We start from the raw sequence: 25,455 nt of genomic DNA, 5'->3' as shown, positions 1-25,455 counted from the left end.
GAAAACGCCATTGGGGTCGGACAGGCGGAGCGCACTCGCACTCCGCTTGCCCTTATATGTCACTCTTCGACGGCCTTGATCTTCTCGGCGGCCTGATCGAGCGCGTCCTTCGGCGACATCTGGCCGGTCAGCGCGGCCTGGATCGCATCCTGGATAGCCTTGGAGATCTTCGGCCATTCCGGCGACGGACCACGCGGCTGGGCATATTTCAGCTGCTCGACGAAGGTCTTCAGCGCATCGTCCTTCAGCTTGTTGCCAGTCGGCGGGATGGCGATGTCGGAACGAGCCGGCAGCTGGCCGAACTTCTGGTACATCGTGTCATCCTTCGAGGCGAAGAATTCGAGCGCCTTGAAGGCTTCTTCCGGATGCTTGGAGCTGGAGAAGATCGCCCAGTTGTAGTCGCCCATGGCTGAAGACCGCTGTGCGCCTTCCTGCGGCACTGGCAGCAGCGCCGTGCCCCAGTCGAACTTGGCGTCGGTCAGCATGCGATCGATTTCCCATGGGCCGGAGATGGCCATAGCCGCGTTGCCGGCGTTGAAGGTCGCGGTCGCATCCCACTGACTGCGGGTCAGCGTATCGGGAGAAGCGAGCTTCTCGTCCATGATCTGCTTCCAGACAGTCAGCGCCTTCACAGCACCATCAGCATTGATCGTCTTGTAGGTCGCGCCGCCCATCTGTGCCCAAGGCAGGAACTGGAAGGTGCCTTCCTCGTTGGCCTTGGCCGAGAAGGTCAGGCCGTAGACGTTCTTCGACGGGTCGGTCAGCTTCTTGGCGTCCGCGACCAGTTCGTCCCAGGTCTGCGGTGGCTTTTCCGGATCGAGGCCGGCGGCCTTGAACATGTCCTTGTTGTAGTAAAGCGCGATCGTGTTGGTGGCCTTCGGCACGCCATAGAGCTTGCCATCCCAGGTGGCGGACTTCAACGGTCCGGGGAAGTAGTTCTCGGGCTTGATGACCGTCGACTTCGAAATCATGTCGGTGAGATCGAGGAACGCCTTGCGGGCGGCGAACATCGCGTGGTTCGGGTTGTCGATGGCGATGATATCGGGTGCCTTGCCGGTCGAGAACGCGCGCATGGATTCACTGACGACGTCGTCGAACTGGATCTGGCGATATTCGATCTTGATGCCGTTGTTCTGATCGTTGAATTCCTTGATCAGGTTCGGCGCCGGCTGGATATCACGATCCAGCGACCAGAGGGTCAGGGTGACGTCCTCGGCCTTGGCGGCAAGACCGAAGAGCGACACGCCCGCCAGAGCAAGCGCGCCGATCATTGCAAATTTACGGATAGCCATGGTTCTCCTCCTTTGTGGTTATCCTTGATCGTGAAGCCGGCAATTCCTCCTTGCCGGCCGCGATATCATCAAACCGGATCGACGACGAAATCGCCGCCCCGGGCATGCTTCAAATGGTTCAGCGCATGAACCTGGCCGGTCATCTCGAGCGCGTCGCGATAAACAGGATCATGCCAACCTTCGATGTCGATGGATCCCGACCAGCCGGCGAGGCGCAGTTCCGAAATGATGTCCGTCCAGTTGCTGTCGCCGAAACCAGGCGTTCGCATGAACACGAACTTCTCCTTACCGAAGATGCCATGCTCCTTGATGACATCCCAGCGGATCGTTGCATCCTTACCGTGAACGTGGAAGATTTTCGACGCCCACTTGCGGATCTGCGGCAGCGGCTCGATCAGATAAACCATTTGATGGCACGGCTCCCATTCGATGCCGATGTTGTCATCAGGCGTCTCGTTGAAGATCAGCTCCCAGGCATCCGGATTGTGCGCGATGTTCCAGTCGCCGGTCTGCCAGTTGCCGTCCATCGCGCAGTTTTCGAAGGCGATCTTGACGCCTTTGTCGGCGGCGCGCTTGGCAAGCTCACTCCAGATTTCCTTGTAGCGCGGCAGGCTGTCGGTCAGCACCTTGCCACGAATACGGCCGGTAAAGCCAGCAACGCAGGTGGCGCCGAAGTGATGCGCGTTGTCGATGCAGTCCTTCCAGCCCTGGAGCGTGTCGAGATCGATATCGGTCGTTTCCAGCGGATTGCCGAACATGCCGAGCGTCGAGATGGTGATGTCGCGGTCGCCGATGGCGTCGACGCAGCGCTTACCGAGTTCGGCGAGGTTCTGCCCATTGGTCGTCTGCCAGAAGAACGGTTCGAAGCTTTCGAAGCCCAGATCGGCGATCTGGCCGATCCGCTTGTCGGCGCCGCCCTTGGAGGCGCTGACCATGGTTCCGATGCGAATGGACTTGGCGGGGTTGCTCACAATCTCGATCCTTATGCTGAAATTTCGATACGCTTGCCGGTCTTGGCGCTTTCGATCGCGCCGAAGACCATGGCCAGGCTTCTGATATTGTCGGAACTTGCGGTCTCCGGGCGCTTGCCCGTCTTGATCGCTTCGACGAAGCTCGCGATCACGCTGGCGTGGCCATGTGTCTCTTCGTCATGGGCGGGCGCTGGAACATCCACCGGCGTGAAGCCGTGCAGCAGCCCTGGCTCCTGCCCAGCGGTCGCGGCCTTGAAACCCTCGTCGCCGTCCCAGGTGAGCATTCCCCTGGAGCCGACGAGGCGCCACTGGCTCTCCCAGCTCGTGCGCTCGCCTTCGGCGCACCAGGATCCGCGATAGGTGAAGACCACATCATCGGCGAACTCGAACGTCGCGTTGGCGGAAGCGCCGTGCTGATACCACGAACCCTTCGGATTGCGCTCGACGCAGTAGACCGCCAGCGGCGTCTTGTCGGCGACGAAGCGGGCGGCGTCGAAGGTGTGGATCGCCATGTCGAGCAACAGGACATTGTCCATCTCTTCGCGGAAACCGCCGAAGTGCGGCGCCAGGAAGAAGTCGCAATGGATGCCGGTAATATCGCCGATCGCACCACTTTCGACGAAACGGCGCATGCGGCGGACGCCAGAGATGAAACGGCGGTTCTGGATGATGGCGTGTACCTTGCCCGTCTCGGCTGCGAGATCGATGAGGGCTGCACCCTCGGCAAGCGATGTTGCCATGGGCTTCTCGCTCAGCACGTGGCAGCCGGCCTTCAGCGCCGTCGATACGACGTTGAAGCGCGCGGTCGGGATAACCACGTCGAAGACGATGCCGGCTTTTGATTTTGCGATGACGTCGGCGAGATCGGAACCGATCACGGCACCGCTCAACCCGAATTCCTCGGCGAGCTTTTCAGCCGCCGCCGGATTGACATCGACGAGACCCTTGATCTCGATTTCGGCTGCGAGAGCCGGGGTTTCCTTGATGGCGCGCAACCAGCCCTTCGACATGGCTCCGCAACCGCAGAGAACGGCATTCAATGTCACGATTTCCTCCGATGGGTCGCTTCTGGTTTTCCTCCCGAAACGGACCCCGTAAACGTTTACGATACTAGTCAGAAACGTTTCCTGGTGTCAATAGGTCGCATTCAAGCTAAAAATGCTGCGGAAAACATCTGAAAATGCGGGCGCTTAGCTATCGATCGCTGCATCGCAACAATGAAAATTGCTGGCAGGACCAACAGAAAAAATGCGCCGCCCGGATACGTCAGCGAGTCAGTTCGACAGAGAGAATGCGTCACTCTCGCCAGGTGCCAATTCCAACGGCCATATCGTATTGCGCGCGCCACGCGGATAGTGCTCTGCATAAGCAGGCATCGTCGCAAGAAGCGTCTCGGCGAGCTCGACACCAAGGTCCCGGAGCGACATTCGAAAACAGGTGAGAGAGGGTTGCAGGAACCTGCCGCGTGGCTCCTCGCGGAAACCAATGACAGCCAGATCGCGTCCAGGAACAATTCCCGCCTCCGCCAGACGGCGATAGAGCCCGATCGCCATCAACTCGTAGATCAGGATGATCGCGGTCGGTCGGTCGTCGAGCAACAGCATCTCGTGCCCGGCCTGATATCCCCCCTGCTCGCTCGACTTGACGCGGATGACCAGCGACGGATCGTACGGAATGCCGTGGCGTTCAAGAGACTGGCGATAGGCATCGACGAAAATATAGCCGAGGTTGATATCGTTCGACGGCGCCGCGATGGCGATGCGTTTGTGCCCCTTGGCGACCAGCCGATCCACGGCGCACGCCGCCACGCCTTCGAAATCGAGGTCGATCCATGGATGGCTGCCGCCGGACGAACTGCGTCCGAGTGCGACAAACGGGATCTTCGCCTTGACCAGCAGATCGATACGCTTGTCGATGCGCTGCGTCGCCGAGATGATCATCGCGTCCACCACGCGGCGGGCGACCATGCGCTTCAGATATTCGTGCGGATCCTCATCGTTCGGGCACGGCAGCATCACGAGATCGAGCTTGTGCCGCGCCAGCACGCTCTGCAGGCCGCCGGTCACACCGAGGAAGAAGTTGTCGCTGTTTTCAACCATCTCTTTGCTGGATTCGATCATCAGGCCGATGACATTCGTCGTCCCCTGGCGAAGGCTGCGCCCCGACTGGTTCGCGACATAACCAAGCTCTTCTGCCGCCTCGAGAACACGCTTGCGGGTATCCTCGTTTACATCCGGCTTTCCGTTCAGCGCGCGGGAAACCGTCCCGATCGAGATGTCGAGATGCTTGGCTAGCTGGCGAATTCCCTTCATCGACGGCGATCTCCCTCCCCTCGTTCGAGCCGGTGCTACTATTGCCACACACGCCTTCAGGGTGCACGGGAAATGCGAAGCCTAGTCGAACAGTTCCGCCCCATCCAGTGTCGTGGCGACTGCATCCTTCTTGGAGAGGATCGGCGGCGTCTTCAACGGCCATGCAATGTCGAGCGTGGGATCGTTCCAGGCAACCGCACGCTCATGTTCCGGCGAATAGAAATCGGTAGTCTTGTAGAGAAACTGGGCTGCGTCCGATGTCACAACGAACCCGTGGGCGAAACCGGCCGGCACCCAGAGCTGCCGCTTGTTTTCAGCCGAAAGGAATTCGCCGACCCACTTGCCGAAGGTTGGAGAGGAACGACGCAGGTCCACCGCGACATCAAATACCTCCCCCTCGACCACCCGCACCAGCTTTCCCTGCGGTTGTCGGATCTGGTAATGCAGCCCGCGCAACACGCCAGCGCCAGAGCGCGAGTGGTTGTCCTGAACAAAGCTTATGTCTCGGCCGACCGCCTCGTTGAAGCGAGCCTGATTGAAGCTCTCGAAGAAAAAACCCCGATCGTCGCCGAATACCGTCGGCTCGATCAGCAACACCTCGGGGATCGCAAGCCGCGTAACTGTCAAAAGCTTGTTCCCTCCGCCAGAATTCGCAGCAGGTACTTCCCGTATCCGCCCTTGGCAAGCGGCACTGCAAGGCGTTCGAGATCGTCCCGCCCGATCCAGCCGTTGCGGAAGGCGATCTCCTCCGGGCACGAGACCTTGAGGCCCTGGCGGCGTTCAAGCGTGGCGATGAACTGGCCTGCATCCAGCAGCGAGTCATGCGTCCCGGTGTCGAGCCAGGCATAGCCGCGCCCCATGATTTCGACAGTCAGCGTACCGTCTTCCATATAGCGGCGATTGAGGTCGGTAATCTCCAGTTCGCCTCGCGGCGACGGCTTCAGCTGCCTGGCAAACTCGGACGCGCGACCGTCGTAGAAATAAAGGCCGGTAACGGCATAGTTCGACTTGGGTTGAATAGGCTTTTCTTCGATGGAAACCGCTCTCTTGTCGCAGTCGAACTCCACAACGCCATAACGTTCGGGATCCAGCACGTGATAGGCGAACACGGTCGCCCCTTCCCCGCGAGCCATACCATCGCGCAACAGAACAGGCAGATCGTGGCCATAAAAAATGTTGTCACCTAGGACGAGCGCCGAAGGCGCGCCATCGAGGAACGTTTCACCGATCAGGAATGCCTGTGCCAGTCCATCGGGCGATGGCTGTACCGCATAGGTGAAGCTCACGCCCCAGTCCTCGCCGGTCCCCAGCAATTGTTCGAAGCGTGGAATGTCCTGCGGCGTGGAGATGATCAGGATGTCCCGTATCCCGGCCAGCATCAGCGTGCTCAAGGGATAATAGATCATCGGCTTGTCGAAGACCGGCAGCAACTGCTTGCTGATGGCAAGCGTTGCCGGATGCAGCCGTGTGCCGGAGCCGCCAGCCAGAATGATGCCTTTTCTGTTCAAGACTGCGGCTCCTGTCTTCGAAGTTGCTCAAGCATGCGGTCGACATGCACGGTCCACGCGGGCATGGAAAGACCCAGTCCCCTTGCCAGAAGATCCGTGCTCAGCGACGAGTTGCGCGGACGCGCTGCGGGCAAGGGGTATTCAGCGGTGGTGATCGGTTCGATATTCTCCGCCGTCGCCTTCAACTCGAAACCGAGCTGGGATGCCCGCTGGACGACATGGCATGCCAGCCCGTGCCAACTCGTTCGTCCCGCCGCCGTCAGATGATAGATTCCGTCTGCAAACATGTCTCGGCGGTGGGCGGCCAGTGCGAGAGCAGTGACGTCAGCGATGAGCTCAGCCGAGGTCGGAGCACCGAATTGATCGGCGACGACACGAAGACTCGTTCGTTCCTTGGCCAGCCGCAGGATGGTCTTGATGAAATTGGCGCCATCGGCGGAAAAGACCCAACTGGTGCGAAACAAGAGAAATCGGCAACCGGACGCTTCGATAGCAAGTTCGCCCGCGCGTTTCGTTTCGCCATAAACACTTAAAGGATTGGTCTTGTCGGCTTCGAGATACGGCCCATCCTTGGTGCCGTCGAAGACGTAATCCGTCGAGTAATGAACGAGGGTGGCCCCGCTTTTGCGAGCAAAATTCGCGACAATCCCGACCGCTTCCGCGTTCAGGCGCCGGGCGGCCTCTTGATCAGTCTCGGCGCGGTCGACCTGTGTGTACGCCGCGGCGTTCACGATGATGTCGGGGACGTGTGCCTGCAAGGTGGGCTCGATACTGTCGATAGCGTCGAGATCCAGTTCACTGCGTCCGAGCGCGGTTACAGTTCCGAATGGCAGAAGTGTCCGCTGCAGCTCGCGGGCGACCTGGCCGTTCCTGCCGAGCAACAGAATCTTCATGCGTATTGCTTCTCTACCCAGTTGCGATAACTGCCGGATGTTACTCCGCGAACCCACTCTGCGTTGTCGAGATACCAGCGAACCGTCTTGCGGATGCCGCTCTCGAATGTCTCGACGGGCCGCCAACCGAGTTCGACTTCGATCTTGCGCGCGTCGATCGCATAGCGTCGATCGTGGCCCGGGCGATCCGTCACGAAGGTGATCTGCTTGCGATAGGATGCGCCGTCGCTCTTGGGCGCGAGCTCGTCGAGAATGTCACAGAGCACGTGAACCACATCGAGGTTGGCGCGCTCGTTCCAGCCGCCGACATTGTATGTCTCGCCCGGCGTGCCGGCTTCGAGGACCCGCCGGATCGCGCTGCAGTGGTCCTTCACATAGAGCCAGTCGCGGATCTGCTGGCCATCACCGTAGATCGGCAGCGAACGGCCTTCAAGCGCATTATGGATGACCAATGGAATGAGTTTCTCTGGGAAATGGTAGGGTCCGTAATTGTTCGAGCAATTGGTCGTAAGAACCGGAAGGCCGTAGGTGTGGTGATAGGCGCGGACGAGATGATCGCTGGCGGCCTTGCTCGCTGAATACGGGCTGTTCGGCTGATATTGAGTGATCTCGCTGAAAGCCGGATCGGTTGCACCAAGCGTGCCGAACACCTCATCCGTAGATATATGAAGGAAGCGAAATGCCGCCCGATCGACAAGGCTACTCCAATAGGCGCGCGTCGCCTCCAGCAGGCGAAACGTCCCCACAATATTGGTCTGAATGAAATCTTCCGGTCCGTGGATCGACCGATCCACATGGCTCTCGGCCGCAAAATTTATGATGGCGCGAGGTTGATGCTTTCCGAACAGATCGGCGATCAACGCGGTATCGCCGATATCACCATGCACGAACGTATATCTTGGATCGTCCTTGATGGATGCCAGATTGTGAAGATTGCCGGCGTAGGTCAAGGCATCAAGATTCACCACCGGTTCGTCACAGGTGGCCAGCCAATCGAGAATGAAGTTCGAACCGATAAAGCCCGCCCCGCCGGTAACCAAAATCATCGTCTACGCACCCTTATGCAACCAAAGCCAAGCACGAAATCCGCGATAACTCCGTAATAGACGTTACCGCGATTCCAAGACAATCGTCTTTCGAAACTATTGAAAAGCAGGGTAAACAGCGCCGCGTGATGATCAATAGACGTTGCTTCGATCCTGCATGCCGGCCACGGTGAGCAGAATTATCCGCATGTCCAGCCATAGCGACCAGTTATTTATGTACCACAGGTCATGACGTACGCGCTCCGCCATCTTGTCGACAGTCGGCGTTTCGCCACGACAGCCGTTGACCTGCGCCCATCCTGTGAGCCCCGGCTTCACGTGCCGTCGGGAAGCGTAACGCGCAATTTGCACATCGTAGAGATCGTCATGCGCCAGCGCATGCGGGCGCGGACCGACGACAGACATGTCACCTTTCAAAACATTCCAGAATTGCGGCAGCTCATCGAGGCTCGTTGATCGGATGAAGGCGCCGACACGCGTAATCCTGCTATCGCCCCGTGTCGCCTGGCGGATATCAGCGGCATCCTCCATAACCGACATGCTCCGGAACTTCAGAATCCTGAACGTACGGCCGCTATAGCCCTTGCGGGATTGGCTGAAGAAGATCGGACCCGGACTATCGAGCTTGATTGCGATCGCAACGACGACACAGATCGGGAGCATGACAGACAGGGCGCCAAGGGAGAAAAGCACGTCGAATATCCGCTTGAAAACCCGCTCATAGACATCCAGCGGCGGCCTGTGTGTCTGAAATATTCGTTTCTCACCGACATTGTGAGCCAAGCCATCCACGACATCGCCGACCAGTCCGCCGAACATGACGCTGACAGGCACGCAGAACTGTTGCAGGCTACGCAGGCAAGCCTCCAGAACGCCAAGGTGTTCATAGTCGTTCCACGCAACCAGCACTTCATCGACGTCAGCGATCCCATGCTGCTGATAAGCGGTTCCGGACGCGGCGTGTGCTGTTTCGGAAATCTGCATGACATTCTTGATCGAGAGGCCGCTCAGCGCGGCCTTTTCGACGATCTTCCCCGCAGGGGTCGACTCTCCGCAAATCAGCAAAACTCGGCGGGTCGGAAATGACGCCTGCGCCATCGCTCTGGTCAATTGCCTGTACCAGATTGCACGCAACGACATCAACGCAGCGATTGATATCACGGCCGTTGCAAGCACCGCTCCGCGAGAGATGGTATCGCTGATCTTAAGAAAGAATGCGACCGCTAGAAGAAACAGAAGTGTGGATGGCAAAAATGCTCCGACCAGCAAAATCTGGCGTCGAAATGCCAAGATTTCAGAAGGGCGGTACGCATGAGCGCCACCCATGGCCAATACGAAAATCGTAGCGACCAGCAAGCCGATGCCAACGTAGAGCGACGGATCGGCGAGAATTCCGAACGCGAACTGTTCGTATATCGAATACCCGGCACCGCTGGCGGCCAAGATTGCTATGAAATCCGCCGCAGCAGCGAGATACGCAATCGCAATGCTGTTGAAGCCAAGCCATTTCCGGTTTTTTCGACCCGGGAACGGCGAGATCCAACTCTCCTCTACTGGCACGGTCATAGTCTACACCCTCAACCTTGCCGTATAGTTATCACAATATTAACGGGCCATACAATTGAACAGAAATACGCCTTATTACGTAATTCCGAAGTAAAACCACCAAAGTTGCTAGGAACCAAATGGGGAGCGCAAACCAAAGGTCTGATTGGGCACCTTAGCCATGGGGACGAACTGACCAAAGGCGCCGCGGTTGTAAGCTCCGGCCTTCACCTCTCAAAGGCGGCGGCGCTATTTTTCGGTGTCTGTCTCATGCGCCGTTTGTACCTGCATCCGATCGGGTATCTGCCGATGAGCTCGAGCGAGTACCTCATTTCTCACCAGAACGACCCAATTATGGCTCTGCTCAAGACCGGAGCCAGGCCGCGGCGGGACGATCAGCGCAGTGCAGGCAAGAATAGCGGATCGGGAAGATGCCGGCTCGCGACTACTTTCGAGGTTCCAACCGTCAAGCGCTTGGCGCTGCAGTCTTTTTCTAAATGTTATACTGCGCTGGCGATTGCCCTTCCACCCCATCGTACTCCATCCCCTGCAGCAGTGTCTTTGACCCCGACACTTGTTCGTTGAACTCGCCTGTCACTCGCGTGCTGAGACCGGCTGCCGCCTGATGCGGGCGCTTTTCCGGCGTGTGTCTCGGCAGCCATCCAGGGTAGCTGGTCAGTGCCTTGGTCGCATGATTACGCCGCAATTATCGAAGTCACCCATGATCTGACCAACGTACGGCTGCAGCCCCCGAACGAGTCGATCTCGACATACACAACTTATCAACTGGCAGGTGTTGACTGACCAGTGCAAAGACCTAGGTCGTGAAAACCCTTACTACACCCGGTATTCAGGCGTGTTATCTTCATAATTTAAGCAATGCTAAGCCGAAAAATAAAATCGATCAATAGATAAAACATCGCAATGTTTAGTATATAATCGCCAACAGAACATGACGAATACAACTCATCTATAATGTTATGGGCATATAGACTTTAGGATGCATTCGAATCCTAAGCTTTTCCCCATGAAACACATCATATTCCCGCGAAGACGGTTGTTGAAGCTGTCGACAGCATCCCGTTAGCAAACGTTTATTTCGTTCGCCCGTTTGGACGAATTTCAGAAAAGGGGGAACTCCTGTAGTAGTGTAGTCTAACTCAGCTCCCGGCATTCAACGAGCCTCTATGAAAATCGCTTATTTCACCAACCAATACCCCGCGCCAAGTCACACCTTTATCAGACGGGAGATAGTTGCACTTGAAGCACGAGGCCACGTCGTTCAGCGCTATGCAATCAGACCGTCCCTTGGCCCATTGGCCGATGCTGAAGATTTCAAAGAGTTGGAACGAACACGACATGTGCTGAAGATCGGCATGGTCGGATTGATGTCAGCTTTCTTGTCGATGCTCGCGAGCCGACCCGTCGGATGCTACAAAGCCCTCGTATTGGCCTTCCGATTTTCATCATCTTCGCGCGGAAATCTTCTGCGGCATCTGGCCTATCTCATCGAAGCGATGGTGCTTGCGAGATGGTGTATGACCGACAAGGTCTCGCACTTGCACGTCCACTTTGGCACCAACCCGGCTACGATCGCCGCGCTCGCCCATGAAATCTCGCGTGTACCATTCAGCATGACCGTACACGGACCAGAGGAGTTTGATCAGCCCGCGGCTCTAGGATTGGGCATCAAGGCGAAGCTGGCCTCCTTCACAATCGCGGTAAGCTCATTTGGACGCAGCCAGCTGATGCGCTGGGCTGATCTTACCGATTGGCACAAGCTTCATGTGGTAAAGTGCGGAATAGATGAAAGCTATCGAGCACCCCAGGAAACTTCTCCGACGTCGAGTGAGAACCGGCTTGTTTGCGTCGCGCGCCTTAGCGAGCAGAAGGGTCATTTAATTCTTTTGCAGGCGGCATCGATGCTGGCGAGAGATGGTGTTGATTTCCAACTCGTCCTCGCTGGCGACGGGCCTTTGCGCCCGCAGATCGAGCGTGAAATCGAAAGACTATCTTTAAGCACGGTCGTCATATTGACAGGCAGCATCTCGCAGGACCGTGTCCGATCGGAAATTCATCGCGCGAAGGCAATGGTGCTTGCCAGTTTTGCCGAGGGATTGCCCGTGGTTCTGATGGAAAGCATGGCGCTAAAGCGACCAGCCATTTCTACCTACATCGCCGGCATTCCAGAGCTCCTTCAGCCAGGAAGTGGCTGGCTTGTGCCGGCAGGCGACGTCGAATTGTTGGCGAACGCAATGCGAGCTGCGTTGTCTGCGGATGTTCGTCAGCTTTCGGAAATGGGAGAGCGGGCGCGGCGTCTCGTGCTTGAAATGCATGACATATCTAATTCAGCACGATCACTGGAAGCGCTGATCGAACGCGTTAATGCGGTGCCCGGGCGTCCTTGAATTTTCGTGAATTTGCTCGCCAAGCGTGCTTCAAAAAATCGCGAAGCAGGTAGGGCGATTCCAGGTTCGGCTTCCGTCTTATCGTTCGCCAGACCACGCCCAGCACATGGCCGGCAACCCAGGATGCGTCGGCAACCAATGTATAGGTACTGCCATGGTTCTTCCGGAAGTAGCGGTGACGGGATTCGAACCAGTAGGCCGGACGACGCCCCGGGCGCCGATCCAGGACGGTGACACCGGTCGACTGTCCACACAGGTGAATAATGTGGCTCTTGGGGACATACCAGCACTGCCAGCCCGCCCGCGCAGCGCGAAGACAGAAATCAACCTCCTCGTGGTAGAGAAAATATCCTTCATCGAGGTTTCCGATATCGTCGAAGACCTCGGACCTTATCATTATGCTCGCGCCGCTCACCCAGCCGACAGGCGTTGGTGCATCTGGCAACTCGGGCAGTATTCGCCAGCGATTCAGTAAGCGCGTCATCGGCCGGAAGCTGATCTCTGCTTCAAATTCCGCGATCGGCGATGGAAACCGAAAGGCACAGCACTGATTGGAGCCATCGAGGTTTTCGAGTTGGCTCCCGCAAATGCCAACCTGCGAATTTTCCTTCAGAAAATCCACAAGGGCGACGATACTTCCCTCTTTAGCCACTGTGTCGGGGTTCAGCAGGTGGACGTATTTCGGTCGTCCATATCGTCCGGTCAGATAATCCTTCCCCCGGTTATTGGCGTAGGAGAACCCTTCGTTCACGTCCAGGGGCAAGAGATCGAGCCAGGAATGCCAACCGTTCTCCTCGATTGCATCGGCGAACTTATCGGCCGAGCTGTCGTTGGAGGCGGCATCGACCACAACCACGCGCGTCCCCTGCGGCAACATTGCCGGAGAGGCAAGCGATCGCAGGCAATCGATCACCAAATCCGCGGTGCGGTAGTTCACCACCACCACGAAGAGTTCAGGAGCGTTGCTCATCGCGAAACGCTCGCAAGGTAGTGCGGCTCGCTAGCTTCATGACGTTGCTTGGGCTTTTCCTCGGAAGCGAAAATTCCGTATCGGTTGCGATCCTCCAGCACGCGACGTACGATGCTTGAGCTCACGCGATCCTTCGTCTTGGCGAAAGCGTAGACCAGGCATCGATCCGCAAGGACGTTGATCTGCCTCGGAACGCCCTTGGATGCCTCGAAAAGCATTGTCTTTGCGGCTGGCGAGAAGAGTTGATCGGCACCGCCCGCTACGCGAACGCGGTGATCTATGTAAGCGCGCGCCTCCGAACGCTGCAACTCAGGCAGATGAAAGTCGGACGATATGCGTTGCGCGAACTGCCGTAATTCGGGCAGCCGCAGTGTTGTCCGCAATTCCGGCTGTCCGACGAGGATCAGCTGCATCATCATCGACGTGGTGTTCATGTTGGACAGCATCCGGAGCTCTTCGAGCCGGTCGGGCTCCAGATTCTGTGCTTCATCGATAATAAGCACCACCCGCCCGCGCCGGCGAACCTCTCCTTCGACAAACTCGCAGAAGCGTTTGTAGAGCCGTGGATAGGACGCGTCCTCAAAGCCCTGCCCGAAAGCCATCAAGATCCATTCGAGCAGGTTGCCGCCGGCACGCGTGGTATGGGTTATCATGCCGACCTTGGCGGTCTGATTCATGCTGGCAAGGAAGTGCTGAATAAGCGTCGTCTTGCCCGACCCCACCGCGCCGGTGATGACCGTGAACCCGGCCTGATTCACGAGCCCGTACTCAAGCATGGAAAAGGCCATCGTGTGCGACTGACCGAAATAGAGAAACTTCGGATCAGGCAAAATGGAGAAGGGCTTCTCGGTCAGGCCATAGAACTGTTCGTACATTCAAGAACTCCAAATACGCAAGCGCGGGGTCATCGATGTTGGTGGCGCTGCCAGTCACAATCCATGCCTGCGGCATTTGTTGAGGACCACCTGCACCTTGGCGCGGGGATCAAGATAGGTTTTGCACATCTCGAGTTCTGCTACCTTTGATTGGCCAACAGCGAGAACAAGAACGACGGTATCGGCACTCGACATCAGGGAGGCGGTCTCGTCAGCCGCGAGCAACGGTGGTAGATCGACGATCGTTATCGACGGATTTAGCGACCTGCGAACGGAGTCGATTTGACGCGACAGTTGAGCAGCTCCAGGCCGCCCTGCCGTGCCGTTTACATCCTGGCCAGGCGCAAAGACATGCAAATGCAGGCCGTCGACTTCCACCTGGCTCAAGTCGGGCCATCGCGTCTCTTCCGCGTGAGGTGTCGCGCTACGACCGAATAGCCTTTTCACGGAGGGTGAACGGAGGTTCGCATCGACCAGGAGAACGTTCGCATCGCGCATTCGTGCGAAGCTGAACGCGAGATTGATCGCCGCCGTGGTTGCGCCACATCCAGCGTTGGGAGCCGTTACCGCGAGGAGCCCTGGCGTGTACCCTTCGTTGAGAGTCGCCAGCTGGCCGCGCAGAACGTCATAGGACCGCGTCATCCGATGGGCACCGTCCTGCGCGAAGATGCGGTTCGATATCAGCGCCGAAGACGAGAGCGTGAACGCCCCTGCTTTGTTTATTGAGCGCTCACGTTCAACGAGCGCCTCTCCGGCAACCGGAGTCGGACGTGTGTTGTCCGCGATAGAAAAATGCGGTTTGGCTTTGGCCCGCTGGAGAGCTTTAGCAATGATATCCATCAATCTTACCCCTAATCAATCCAGCAACAGGCTACGACGTCGAGCCATCTTGGGTTTGCGAGTGCCACGGGAATAGTGGGCGGCCTCGCAATTCCTTGACGACCCTGTTCGCCCAGTTCACGACAGCATGACTCTCATCACCGCTCGACGACCATTCCGGAATAACGACCAGGGTTTGTCCCTGCAGAGCCTCCGCGAGATCGAAGGTCCCGCGTATATGCGATGTGAATATGTCCGCGATCACCACCCCGGCAGCACCCGCGCCGCCGGCGAGAGCCAACACAAACGCCACCCCAAGAAGCCGCCGCGAGGACGAGGGATATTTGGGAACTTCCGGTTCCTCGATAATCTGCATCTGCATGGCCGACTGGTCATTCTCAAGCCGCTCGCCGATGCGCGCCGTATCCAGCCTTCCGTTCATATCGTCGACGCTGCGCTGAAGGCTCACACGATCGACTTCCATGGCGGTGAGTTGCCGTTCCACTTCCGGCGCACGGGCCATAATCGACTTTAGCGAGCCAATGCGTGCCGTAAGCTCATCCTTCTGCTTCGCAAGGCCAGCCAGACTTTCCTTGGCGATCGCTATCCTCTGCGCGATCAGAGCGAGATCGGCCGGGAGGCTGTCCGGATCGCGAAGTTCGGCGTCGGTCGATGGCGAAGCGACGTCCTTCGCGACACCCCCCTGCATTGCTTCCAGCTGTTGCATTTTCTGCCGCAGCGCCCGAACTTGCGGATGATCTTCGGAATATACGAGAAGTTTTTCGTCGATCTGCGCCTTGAGCGCGGCCAGTTGCGTTCGCCGTAGAGCGTCGCCGTTGGTGTTCATCACCCCAAGCCGCAGCTGCGCCTCCAGAAGGCTGTTGTCTCTATCAAGTGAGGTGATTGACGTTTCGACGACCGAAAGCGCGCGCTCCTTCTCCCCCAGCTCAAGTGTCAGCTGAGGTATCCGACCCGGCATCGAATCCTTGTTGTCTTCAACGAATTTGTTTCGATAAGCTTCTTTTGCGCGCAGTTGAGCCGAAAGCTCACTGGACTCACGCGCTAGGAACTGCGTCGCCTCGGTCGCGCGGGAAATCCTAAGCCGCTTTGTTTCATTCATCAGCATGTCCACGAGATCTGAGGTGACAGCTGCCGCAAGCTCCGGATCGTCATATTTGAAACCGATATGGACAATCGAACTCGCGGTGGACTGATCGGACCCCTCCGGCGTTTCGGTCGTCATCGTTATGTTACGACGAACGAGATCCGCGATCTGCACATTGGAGAGCCCTTGGCGGGCGCCGGAAACAAGGTCATGGCGTTCTGCGAGGCCAATCAGATTGTCTCGCGCAAGAACGCGCTGCTCGATCAGCTGCAATCGTTCGTTGGTAACCGTCGCAGACACCAGGTTCGAGGAAATCTGCTGGCCTTCAACGATAAGTACCGCCTCGGACGAATAAATCTTGGGCATCGAATAGACGACGATAATTCCGATGATCAGGACCAACGCGGCCGGAATGAGAAAGAAAATCTTCTTCTCCCGCACAAGCTCCAGATAGTAGACCGCGTGACGGATCAGATCTCTTGTCATACCGAACCCCTTTTGGCATGCTCCAGCGTGTGCAGGATGGCTCGCCTGATTAACTATTGTACATTCAACTGGGTGCCGTCGGCCGGCGCCGACTGCTGATCCGGATCGCTCTGAAGCGTAAGCTCGGCGCCTTCGACCGCTAGTGGCGGGGCATCGACAACGACGCGAACAAGATCACCGGGTCGAATGGGCGTCATTTCGGACGCCTCGAACTCGCGCGGCTCGCCGTTGGCCGATCTGACGATCCTGTAGCTGATCTTTTTCTGGCTTACTCTCTTGCCTGCCGCAGATGAGCTCTCATAAACCTTCAGCACATCCTCCGCGTCGGCCAAGCTTTCGCGGGTCGCTTTCTGATCTCGCTCCACGTCCACGATGTCCGCTAGAAGCTTCTCCTTCCTGCTCTGAGCCGCGTTATCAATGAGGGCTAGATCCGCCTGCAGTGTCCGCTGGGCGGCGAGCAGCTGCGTTTGCAACTGACTTCTTGCACCTTCCAGCGTTGCGACCTCCCCGTCGCGATCGAATTTCTGACCGGCCTGAAGCGCGCCCTTTTCGACCAGCGCCGTTGTCGCTTCACTACGCTGTTTTGCGAGCTCAAGCCGCCGATCGACGATTTCCATCTGCCGCTTAATCTCGCCGGCATTCTGTTTGCCGAGATTCACAGCCTCGACGCGGGCCGTATCCTGCGCGCCGATGCCGCTCTGGTAGGCATCAAGCATGCTCTGTTCCTGGGTCACCACATCGTCGTCTCGATCTTCTGCGGCGATATCGATTGTGCTTGACCCATCCAACTGGGCTTGCAAACGCGCATGCCTGGCCGCCAGCTGTTTCAGCCTCGCCTGCGATGCCTCGACTGTGCGCCTTACGATGATTGAACGGTCCTGGTCCGCCGCCAAAACCTCCTTACGGTAAATACCACCGGCGACACTGATGGCATGCAGAACCGTCATGCCCTGTCGATAAGGAAAAGAACCGGGCGTCGTCACCTCGCCTGCGACAAAGACGCTGGGCCGATGCAAGGGATCCGGGCGGAGCATGATGGTGAGGTTGGGTTTCTCCTTGAAGAACGGCCGCAGCTTTTCGCTGAACGCCGCTTCAATCTCGGTAACGGTCGAACCTGCGGCTTGCATATGACCCGCCAAGGGGAACGATACCCAGCCGTCGGGTTCCACGACTACAGTTCGACGAAGATCTTCCTCCTGCGCAACCCAAATTTCCAGGCTGTCGCCAGGTTGCAGCAGGTATTTTTCCTGTCCGTATGCCCTGTCCATAGAGAACACAAACAACAGACAAGCGATAACGGATGCAAAACGCATGCAGCGCTCCAGAAATTCAAGCGTTCTATTTCACGGCCGACCGAACAGCAGCAAATTTACACTACATGTTTTGAACGGGATTTAGAACAGCACTTAATGGAGTATAGTTAAATGTAGAGATCGGATGACTTCACGGAAATATTATCGACACTCTGCTATATGCCGCACCTATGAGGCGGGTGCGCGCCTGACCACGAAAAATTCATCGATAAATGAATACAAAATGATAACGACAGAGCCACATATCGACATTTTTAAGCAATACGCCACTAGTAACGAAGCGTTGACTATACATACCTCAGTATACATTGAGAAAGGCGCCGGACTTACTGCTTAAAACCCACCCTGTTCCGATGAAAGGATGGTCGGATAAGCGAAATCGCGAAAAATCCGCTGGCGTTTCTCTTCCCAATTCGGCGGGGCCTGCGCCAATCTGCGCACCGGGCGATCGGCATCATTGCGGCCTCGGATAAGTCAAGCGATGATCGACCGATACCGGGTAGTCCTTTTGGCTAGCTTCCAGCGCACTCCCATTTGCGCCTTCCCGGCAGGAAGCAGATGCCCGATCTTATGCCGTCAGGCGGCGGGTTGCGATCACTTGACGTCGCTCCCACCACACGAGGACGAGGCTCGATGACACGATCAGAACTGCGCCCGCAACGACATTTGCCGTCGGCACCTCCGACCATATAAGGTATCCATAGAGAAACGCCCATACGAGGCCACTGTATTCCATCGGCGCTAGCGCGGATGCTGGCGCGTGTCGGAAACCCTCGTAGAGAAGGTACTGCCCCGCGCACGCCACGACGCCAAGACCGATCATAAGAGCCCAGCCGGACGCATCCGGCGTTTTCCATAACCACGGCAACGTGGCGCCGCAAGCGACCACGAACAGAAAACTGGTCGCCATCATCTGACTGAGAGTGCTTTCCGTTCGACTGACGAGGCGAACAAGAATTGTGCTCAACGCCCAGCAAAAACCGGCAAAAATCACCATGGCCGCCGGAACGAGACTGGGCGCTTCCGTGGGGTTTGCGGCCAGAAGGACGCCCACGAATCCGCCGATACAGGAAAACCAACGGATGGGGCCGACTTTCTCCTTCAAGATAAGAATGGAAAGCAGGACGACGATAACCGGCGCCGAGAAATACATCGTGGTGATCTCGGCGAGACCAAGGTGTCTTGCCGCCGAGTAAAACGCCATCCACGCCGCCAACATCAGTCCCGCACGAAGAAGCAGCGAGTTGCGGTGCGGGCTGGCCAGTATCGACGGGTGCTTCAGCCGACGCACCATAATGCCCGAGATAGCAACGATAACGATGCTCCGCATGAACAGAACCTGCGGTACTGCATAGTCCGCCACCAGCCACTTAACCACCGCGTCCTGGATCGCGAAAAGCGAATAGCCAGAACAAGCGAGGGCAATCCCCAAAAGAGGGCTCTGTTGGTGATCCGGGGATGGGATAGACATGGGAGGCCTGCGATGGGGTATGTGAATCCATCACCGCCTATCAAGAAGATCGCCCGCTGACAATGGGAGGCGCGCCACCATCACATGCGATCGATTGCTACTGGTAGCGACTGTGTTTACTTCTGCCGCAATGCCATGGAAATTTTAAAGGCGAAACGGCGCGCCATCTGCCTGGCGCGCCGTTTCGATTGTGGTGTCGTTGTTCCCCGCGCTATTCGGCGGGAACATTCCACTTGGTTTCGCTTCGCAGCAAATCATTCAGCTTATAGGCGACTTCCGTTCGGTTTGTTGCCTTGAGCTTCTTCATGATGTTTCGGATATGAACTTTCACCGTACTTTCACGAAGATTGAGCTCATAGGCGATGATCTTGTTTGCCTTACCCTTGCGCAGGGCTTGGACGACCTCCGCCTGGCGTAGCGTGAACATGCGCGCCAACTCTTTCGGCCTCTGCTGGCTTTCCTCAACCGGCGCAGCCGCTGGGAAAGCGCTGCCGGCCAACAGAAATGTCCCGCCGGCAACAGCGAGCGCGATTGCTTCCACGCACACTTCAATTCCAACAGATGTCGGAATGAACCCGCGAGCCCCGTATTCGAGCACACGAAGCATCTGATTGAGATCGTCACCGTCCGCAAGAATAACGACAGGTGCAGGTGCGCATTCCCCCGTAATACTTGCGATCTGTTCCGACAGAGAGGTATCGGAGGCCTTGTGACCAGCGATATTCAGAAGAACGGCTCCAACGGTCTGGTCGCCGCCCTTACGCTGCTTCCATTCGGCAACGGAACCGACCGCGACAGCGTTCATACCGAGACCGTTTGTCATCAGGGATGTTGCAAGGCATTCACGCTCGAGCGTTCTTGGGTCGATGATCAGCAGGCACCTATCAAGCGCCTGCTCGCTGTCGAACAGCTCTCGACCGCCTCGCACACTCGCGGGGATCGCCGTTGGGCGAAATCTGTTGAGTGCAATTCGCCCGTTTTCAAATTCCGGAGGTACGTAATTCATACTAGCCTCATACCTGATGATGTTGGAGGTGGTCGTTGAAAATCAACGCAGCGGATGCGACGACCCCCTGAAGTTTGATGATCCCCTTAAGTCGAATGCGAAAGTAGTCTTCTCGAAACCGTCGCTTAAGAAGTCTTAAGCTTCGAATTTCTACTTATGAATTAGACTACATTTTCGACTACTAATTCGCAATACAAAAATAACTCTCGACCGGTCAAAACAAAATAATGATTAGTATATAAAAATTTACCAATATATATCCCATTTTGAGCCCCCTTGGCGCAGTGGGGCAGTATTTCCAAGAAAATGCGACCGAATTAACGTTTTTTTGGAAATAAACGTCCACGAAAAATACATATCAGCATTTTAATGGGATTTTTCCACTGTCGCTCAACTGGCATTCCATCGAGATTCTCCTCTCGATTGCGTGCGAAGGGGCGTTCAAAATATAGTTATTATGGTTACTTTCCGGCAGCAATTCGCGACGGAGTTCCCAATCCAACATCGAGGTAGCTGGGATAACCTTCAACGAGAGCCTATATTGCTACGCCAATGGTGGTGTAGTCCTGAAGCTCTCTATTCCAGCTAACGTCCTCTGAACCGTCGTTGGTATGCAGGATCATAAAGCGAGCTCTCGCGAAAATCCGCTGCCGTCAGCGAAGGGCCGACGAATATGATCGCGGTGCGTTCAATCGGATTTTCTGCAAGCGTGGCTTCGATATCGCCGAGACTGCCGCGAATGATGCGCTCATCCGGCCATGTCGCTTTAGCAACGACGGCCACCGGGCATTCTGCGCCATAGATCGGCGTCAGTTCGCCAACGACATCTGCAAGCGCGTGAATGGCGAGATGGATGGCAAGTGTCGCGCCGGTCGCACCGAACCTCGCAAGCGTTTCATCGTTTGGCATCGGCGAAGCCCGGCCTGACACGCGCGTCAGCACCAGGCTTTGTGCCACGGCCGGGATTGTGAGTTCGCGGCCCAGCGCCGCCGCAGCAGCCGCGAAAGCAGGCACCCCAGGCGTCATCGTATAGTCGATGCCGTGCATTTGCAGCCGGCGGATCTGCTCGGCGACGGCGCTCCATATGGAGAGGTCGCCGGAATGCAGCCTCGCCACATCCTCGCCGGCGTCAGCCGCGCGAACATATTCGGCCTCGATTTCGTCGAGTGACATGGGCGCCGTATCAATGATGCGTGCGCCGGGAGGGCAATATTGCAGCAGTTCCGGAGAAACGATCGACCCCGCGTAGAGGCAAACGGGGCATTTCCCGATCAGATCGCGGCCACGAACGGTTATCAGGTCGGCGGCGCCCGGGCCGGCTCCGATGAAATGCACAGTCATCTCGTCACCTCAGTTTTTCGTCCAGCGCCACTGCGTAACCGGCATCGCCGGCCGCCAGCCGCTCATGCCGCCCACTGGGGCCGCGCGGCTGATTTCGATCCGTGTCAGGCTTCCGCCAAGCCCTGCGTGCAGCGCAATCAGCTTTGCTTCCATCTCGAGCGTCACTGCATTGGCGACGAGCCGGCCGCCGGTCTTCAACGCCGCGATTGCCGCATCGGTCACACCTGCCTCGCTCCCGCCGCCGCCAATGAAGATGACGTCCGGCTGAGGAAGGCCGGCCAGTGCATCCGGCGCGGTTCCCTCGATCACCTTCATCGCCGGCACGCCGAACCCTTCCGCATTGCGCGCAATGCGCGCCGCTCTCTCGGCGGATTGCTCTATCGCTATCGCCCGCAGAGACGTATCCGCAAGCATCCACTCGATCGCAATCGAGCCGGATCCGGCACCGATATCCCAAAGCAGTTCGCCGTGACGAGGAGCCAACGCGCCGAGCGTCAACGCCCGCACCTCCTGCTTGGTGATCTGCCCATCATGTTCGAAGAGTGCATCGTCGAGCCCCGGCGTGAAGGCGATCAATCGTGCGTCGCTGCTCGCCACGACCTCTAGCGCGCAGACGTTCAGCGCATCGATGTCGTCGAGATTGAAATCGGCTGCCAAACAGGCTCGAACTCTCTCGCGCTTGCCGCCGAGCGCTTCCAGCAGATGCATGCGCGACTGGCCGAAACCAGCAGCCGTCAGCAAGCTGGCAAACTCACCCGGCGATTGTGCGTCCGAGGTCAGCGCGATGATCCTTCGGCCCTGATGCAGGTGCGGGCGTATCAGCGCCAGCGGACGGCCGTGAAGCGAAATGGCAGTGGCATCCTGGAGCGGCCATCCGAGCCGCGAAGCCGCAAGGCTGAACGCCGAGGGGGCCGGGATCGTATGGATCTCATCGACAGGGACGTAGCGGGACAGCGTTGCGCCGACGCCGTAGAGAAATGGATCTCCGGAAGCGAGGACGACAACAGGCGTCCCACGGCGCGCGACGACCGCCTCGACCGACTTTTCGAACGGGCTCTCCCATTCAAGGCGCTCTCCCCGGACAAGGGAAGGCGCAAGGGAATGGTGCCGGGCACCGCCGAAGACCACCGTTGCGGCTTCCAAACGCCGCCGGGCTTCCGCGCCGAGCCCATCTGGACCGTCTTCGCCCATCCCTATAATAGTCAGCCAGCGTTGGCTGGAAGCGGAGGGCAGATCAGGCATGGGCAGCATCCGCATACTGATGCTTGGCGGGACGGCAGAAGCGCGCATTCTTGCACAGGCACTGGCCGATCGCGGCCACGGCGTGCTGCTTTCCCTGGCCGGACGCACGGATACCCCAGCCGCACAGCCCGTCCCGACACGTACCGGAGGCTTCGGCGGAGCCGAAGGACTCGCCGACTTCCTCAAACAGGAAGCCTTCGATCTTCTGATCGACGCCACGCATCCGTTCGCCGCGCGCATTTCGAGGAACGCGAGCGAGGCTGCCGCGAAGTTCGACATCCCCGCGCTCGCGCTTCGACGTCCGCAGTGGATCGAACAGGCCGGCGACCGGTGGACGCATGTCGCCACCGCAGCACAGGCGATCACGCAAATTGGCGCCGCGCCGCGCCGTGTCTTTCTGGCGATCGGCCGCCAGGAGGCGCACGTCGCCGAAGTCGCGCCGCAGCATTTCTATCTGGTGCGTAGCGTCGACCCCGTCGATCCGCCGCTGCGTCTTCCCAACGTACAGTGCCTGCTCGACCGCGGTCCGTTTGATGTCGAACGCGAGGCGGTCCTTCTGGAGAGCAATTACATCGACGTCGTCATCGCCAAGAACAGCGGCGGGGCCGCCACCTACGGCAAGATCGAAGCGGCCCGCCGCCTTGGCCTCGATGTGATCATGATCGCGCGCGCACCGGCCACTGCCATGCAGACGGTCACCACTGTCGATGCTGCGCTTGACGCGATCGATCACCTGTTTCCTCCCGAGATGAACCGCGGGGTATAGACGAGGTCGGGCTGGCCGTCCCTAGAGATGATACGTGTCTCTGCCGAGCCGATGATGACACAGGTGGCCATATCCGCAACCGCCGCATCGGCGTCCTGCAGGCGCTGTATCGCAATCCGCTCATCGGGCCTTCCGGCCGCACGGCCAAAGATAACGGGCGTTTCACCGGGCAGAACTGAGCGAAGCAACTCGAACGCCTTGCCAAGCTGCCACGGGCGGGCCTTGCTGATCGGATTATAAAGAGCAATGACGAAGCCCGCCTTCGCCGCCATCTGCAGCCGGTTCTCGATCACGTCCCAAGGCTTCAGATTGTCCGAAAGCGAGATCGCGCAGAAATCGTGTCCCAGTGGAGCACCGATGCGAGCGGCAACGGCAAGCATCGCGGTGATGCCAGGTATTATAATGAGTTCGACGTTGCGCCATTCCGAGGGTCCATTGTCGATCGCCTCACAGACGGCCGCAGCCATGGCGAAGACACCAGGATCGCCGCCGGACACGACACAGACAATCGCACCGTCCGAGGCCGAGCGGAGCGCAGCCCTTGCCCTGTCGAGCTCTTCCCGGTTGTCCGACACATGACGTCGCTGCCCGGAACCAAGCGCCAATCGGTCGAGATATGGTCCATAGCCATAGAAGTCCGTCGCCTGCGCAACCGCGGCCACCGCCTCCGGTGTCATCTGATCTGGATTGCCGGGACCCGTGCCGATCACGAAGAGCTTGCCGCTCATCGGTTGCCCTCCCATCCGGGAACGAGCACCAGCGAAAAATACGGCGCTTCTCCATCCGGCCGATCGGCGAGCTTCGTCATCGACGAATTCGCCATCGTGCCTCGCTCGACATAGACGGCTTCGGCGAGGCGGCCGGATGCTTCCAGCGCCCGGCGGATCTTCGGCAGATTGCGCCCCACCTTCATGATCACGGCCGCCTGCGTGTCGGCCAATCGCCGCTGCATCTCCGCTTCAGCCATCGTGCCCGGAAGCACCGAAAGCACGTCATCTCCCTGGACGATCGGAATGCCGGCCAGCGACCAGCAGCCGGACATCGCGCTGATGCCAGGAATAACCTCGGTGGCATAACGCGCGGCGAGCCGGACATGCAGGTGCATGTAGGAGCCGTAGAACAAAGGATCGCCTTCGCTCAGGATCGCAACCGTTCGTCCGCCCTCGAGATGTTCGGCGACGGCTTCGGCAGAGCGATTATAGAAGTCGGTAATCCGGCTGATGTATTCGGCCTCGGTCTTCTCGATCTCCGTGGTCACGGGATAGTAGAGCGGCAGCAGAATAGTGCTTGGCCTCAGCAGGTGCTCGACGATCGCCCTACCATTTCCATTCCTGCCCTGCTTGGCAAAATAGGCGACGATGTCGGCGGTCTCGATCGCCTTGACCGCCTTGACGGTGAGGAGTTCTGGATCCCCGGGTCCGGTGCCGACACCGATAAGACGACCGGTGATCTTCATAGGCCGGGCCTCGCGAGTGCATTCAGTGCCGCCGCCGTCATCGCGCTGCCACCCAGGCGTCCGCGAACGATGGCATAGGGCACACCGTAGGAGTTCTCAGCCAGGGCGTCCTTGGATTCCGCGGCGCCGACGAAACCAACAGGCATGCCGATGATCGCGGCTGGCTTCGGTGCGCCGTCGCGCAGCATTTCGAGCAGGTGGAACAGTGCAGTCGGCGCGTTTCCGATGGCAACAACGCTGCCGCCGAGACGATCGACCCATAGACGAAGCGCGGCTGCCGAGCGCGTATTGCCGATCTCCTTGGCGATCTCCGCGGTGCGAGGATCGTGCAGGGTGCACAACACCTCGTTGCCGGCAGGCAGGCGCGAGCGCGTGACACCGCGCGCAACCATCTCCGCATCGCAAAAGATCGGTGCGCCGGCATGAAGCGCCGAGCGGGCCGCGCTGACGAACCCGGTCGAAAAGGCAAAATGCTCCGCGGCTTCCACCAGCCCACAGGCATGGATCATGCGCACGGCGACATCGGCTTCTTCGCTGGAAAAACGCGAGAGGTCGGCCTCGCTGCGGATGATCGCGAAGGATCGTTCATAGATCGCGTCGCCGCTGTGGATGTAGTCGTAGTCTGGCATA

Annotated in this window: 23 protein-coding genes; 2 read left to right on the top strand and 21 right to left on the bottom strand. The window is 58.3% G+C overall.

The features are described from left to right. Positions 1–59: 59 nt before the first annotated feature. From QTL95_RS03170 to QTL95_RS03130, 9 genes are all read right to left on the bottom strand, one after another. Positions 60–1,292, bottom strand: coding sequence for an ABC transporter substrate-binding protein (locus QTL95_RS03170; RefSeq protein ID WP_289718507.1), 1,233 nt, complete (start codon positions 1,290–1,292; stop codon positions 60–62). Between the two features lie 68 nt (positions 1,293–1,360). After that, positions 1,361–2,263, bottom strand: coding sequence for a sugar phosphate isomerase/epimerase family protein (locus tag QTL95_RS03165; RefSeq protein ID WP_289718506.1), 903 nt, complete (start codon positions 2,261–2,263; stop codon positions 1,361–1,363). 11 nt (positions 2,264–2,274) lie between these two features. After that, positions 2,275–3,309, bottom strand: coding sequence for a Gfo/Idh/MocA family protein (locus QTL95_RS03160; RefSeq protein ID WP_289718505.1), 1,035 nt, complete (start codon positions 3,307–3,309; stop codon positions 2,275–2,277). A gap of 228 nt (positions 3,310–3,537) precedes the next feature. Then, on the bottom strand, positions 3,538–4,575 hold the full coding sequence (locus QTL95_RS03155; RefSeq protein WP_289718504.1) for a substrate-binding domain-containing protein: 1,038 nt from the start codon (positions 4,573–4,575) through the stop codon (positions 3,538–3,540). 81 nt (positions 4,576–4,656) lie between these two features. Next, a complete protein-coding gene (gene rfbC / locus QTL95_RS03150) occupies positions 4,657–5,202 on the bottom strand; it encodes a dTDP-4-dehydrorhamnose 3,5-epimerase (protein WP_289718503.1) in 546 nt (181 codons plus the stop codon). After that, positions 5,199–6,083, bottom strand: coding sequence for a glucose-1-phosphate thymidylyltransferase RfbA (rfbA, locus tag QTL95_RS03145; protein ID WP_289718502.1), 885 nt, complete (start codon positions 6,081–6,083; stop codon positions 5,199–5,201). Before rfbA ends, rfbC begins: the two co-directional genes overlap by 4 nt. Next, positions 6,080–6,976, bottom strand: a complete 897-nt coding sequence (gene rfbD, locus QTL95_RS03140; RefSeq protein ID WP_289718501.1) for a dTDP-4-dehydrorhamnose reductase — start codon at positions 6,974–6,976, stop codon at positions 6,080–6,082. Before rfbD ends, rfbA begins: the two co-directional genes overlap by 4 nt. Next, a complete protein-coding gene (gene rfbB, locus QTL95_RS03135) occupies positions 6,973–8,022 on the bottom strand; it encodes a dTDP-glucose 4,6-dehydratase (RefSeq protein WP_289718500.1) in 1,050 nt (349 codons plus the stop codon). The genes rfbD and rfbB overlap by 4 nt, the downstream gene beginning before the upstream one ends. 132 nt (positions 8,023–8,154) lie before the next feature. Further along, positions 8,155–9,588, bottom strand: a complete 1,434-nt coding sequence (locus tag QTL95_RS03130) for an exopolysaccharide biosynthesis polyprenyl glycosylphosphotransferase (RefSeq protein WP_289718499.1) — start codon at positions 9,586–9,588, stop codon at positions 8,155–8,157. A 1,166-nt stretch (positions 9,589–10,754) separates the two neighbouring features. Between QTL95_RS03130 and QTL95_RS03125 the strand changes: the two genes are divergently transcribed. Continuing rightward, complete coding sequence (locus QTL95_RS03125) at positions 10,755–11,975, top strand: glycosyltransferase family 4 protein (RefSeq protein ID WP_289718498.1); 1,221 nt, start codon at positions 10,755–10,757, stop codon at positions 11,973–11,975. On the opposite strand, the gene QTL95_RS03120 is transcribed toward QTL95_RS03125, so the two are convergent. The 9 genes from QTL95_RS03120 to cbiE form a co-directional block, all read right to left on the bottom strand. Next, positions 11,950–12,945, bottom strand: a complete 996-nt coding sequence (locus QTL95_RS03120) for a glycosyltransferase family 2 protein (protein WP_289718497.1) — start codon at positions 12,943–12,945, stop codon at positions 11,950–11,952. The two genes, QTL95_RS03125 and QTL95_RS03120, sit on opposite strands and share 26 nt — an antisense overlap. Further along, positions 12,942–13,820: an ExeA family protein gene (locus QTL95_RS03115; RefSeq protein ID WP_289718496.1), complete on the bottom strand. Its 879-nt coding sequence runs from the start codon at positions 13,818–13,820 to the stop codon at positions 12,942–12,944. The genes QTL95_RS03120 and QTL95_RS03115 overlap by 4 nt, the downstream gene beginning before the upstream one ends. 54 nt (positions 13,821–13,874) lie before the next feature. Next, positions 13,875–14,660 (bottom strand): hypothetical protein, encoded by a 786-nt coding sequence (locus QTL95_RS03110; RefSeq protein WP_289718495.1) that lies wholly within the window; start codon positions 14,658–14,660, stop codon positions 13,875–13,877. Between the two features lie 31 nt (positions 14,661–14,691). Continuing rightward, positions 14,692–16,230: a GumC family protein gene (locus QTL95_RS03105; RefSeq protein WP_289718494.1), complete on the bottom strand. Its 1,539-nt coding sequence runs from the start codon at positions 16,228–16,230 to the stop codon at positions 14,692–14,694. A gap of 53 nt (positions 16,231–16,283) precedes the next feature. Beyond that, positions 16,284–17,543 (bottom strand): polysaccharide biosynthesis/export family protein, encoded by a 1,260-nt coding sequence (locus QTL95_RS03100; RefSeq protein ID WP_289718493.1) that lies wholly within the window; start codon positions 17,541–17,543, stop codon positions 16,284–16,286. 568 nt (positions 17,544–18,111) lie between these two features. Next, positions 18,112–19,014: a DMT family transporter gene (locus tag QTL95_RS03095; protein ID WP_289718492.1), complete on the bottom strand. Its 903-nt coding sequence runs from the start codon at positions 19,012–19,014 to the stop codon at positions 18,112–18,114. A gap of 211 nt (positions 19,015–19,225) precedes the next feature. After that, positions 19,226–20,020 (bottom strand): response regulator transcription factor, encoded by a 795-nt coding sequence (locus QTL95_RS03090; RefSeq protein WP_289718491.1) that lies wholly within the window; start codon positions 20,018–20,020, stop codon positions 19,226–19,228. Positions 20,021–20,605: 585 nt separating this feature from the next. Continuing rightward, complete coding sequence (gene cobM / locus QTL95_RS03085; protein WP_289718490.1) at positions 20,606–21,361, bottom strand: precorrin-4 C(11)-methyltransferase; 756 nt, start codon at positions 21,359–21,361, stop codon at positions 20,606–20,608. A 9-nt stretch (positions 21,362–21,370) separates the two neighbouring features. After that, positions 21,371–22,603 (bottom strand): precorrin-6y C5,15-methyltransferase (decarboxylating) subunit CbiE, encoded by a 1,233-nt coding sequence (gene cbiE / locus QTL95_RS03080; protein ID WP_289718489.1) that lies wholly within the window; start codon positions 22,601–22,603, stop codon positions 21,371–21,373. Between cbiE and QTL95_RS03075 the strand changes: the two genes are divergently transcribed. Continuing rightward, positions 22,602–23,369: a cobalt-precorrin-6A reductase gene (locus tag QTL95_RS03075; RefSeq protein WP_289718488.1), complete on the top strand. Its 768-nt coding sequence runs from the start codon at positions 22,602–22,604 to the stop codon at positions 23,367–23,369. The genes cbiE and QTL95_RS03075 overlap by 2 nt on opposite strands. Here the strand turns inward: QTL95_RS03075 and QTL95_RS03070 are convergent. From QTL95_RS03070 to QTL95_RS03060, 3 genes are read right to left on the bottom strand one after another with little or no spacing between them, the layout of a single operon-like run. Beyond that, positions 23,333–24,097: a precorrin-3B C(17)-methyltransferase gene (locus QTL95_RS03070; protein WP_289718487.1), complete on the bottom strand. Its 765-nt coding sequence runs from the start codon at positions 24,095–24,097 to the stop codon at positions 23,333–23,335. The two genes, QTL95_RS03075 and QTL95_RS03070, sit on opposite strands and share 37 nt — an antisense overlap. Next, a complete protein-coding gene (locus QTL95_RS03065; protein ID WP_289718486.1) occupies positions 24,094–24,825 on the bottom strand; it encodes a precorrin-2 C(20)-methyltransferase in 732 nt (243 codons plus the stop codon). The genes QTL95_RS03070 and QTL95_RS03065 overlap by 4 nt, the downstream gene beginning before the upstream one ends. Then, positions 24,822–25,454: a precorrin-8X methylmutase gene (locus QTL95_RS03060; protein WP_289718485.1), complete on the bottom strand. Its 633-nt coding sequence runs from the start codon at positions 25,452–25,454 to the stop codon at positions 24,822–24,824. The genes QTL95_RS03065 and QTL95_RS03060 overlap by 4 nt, the downstream gene beginning before the upstream one ends. Between the last annotated feature and the right edge of the window lies 1 nt (position 25,455).

It is taken from the genome of Rhizobium sp. S152 (assembly GCF_030380735.1).
In the GTDB taxonomy this organism is placed as follows: Bacteria; Pseudomonadota; Alphaproteobacteria; order Rhizobiales; family Rhizobiaceae; genus Rhizobium.
This window is presented reverse-complemented; position numbering and strand designations above follow the sequence as displayed.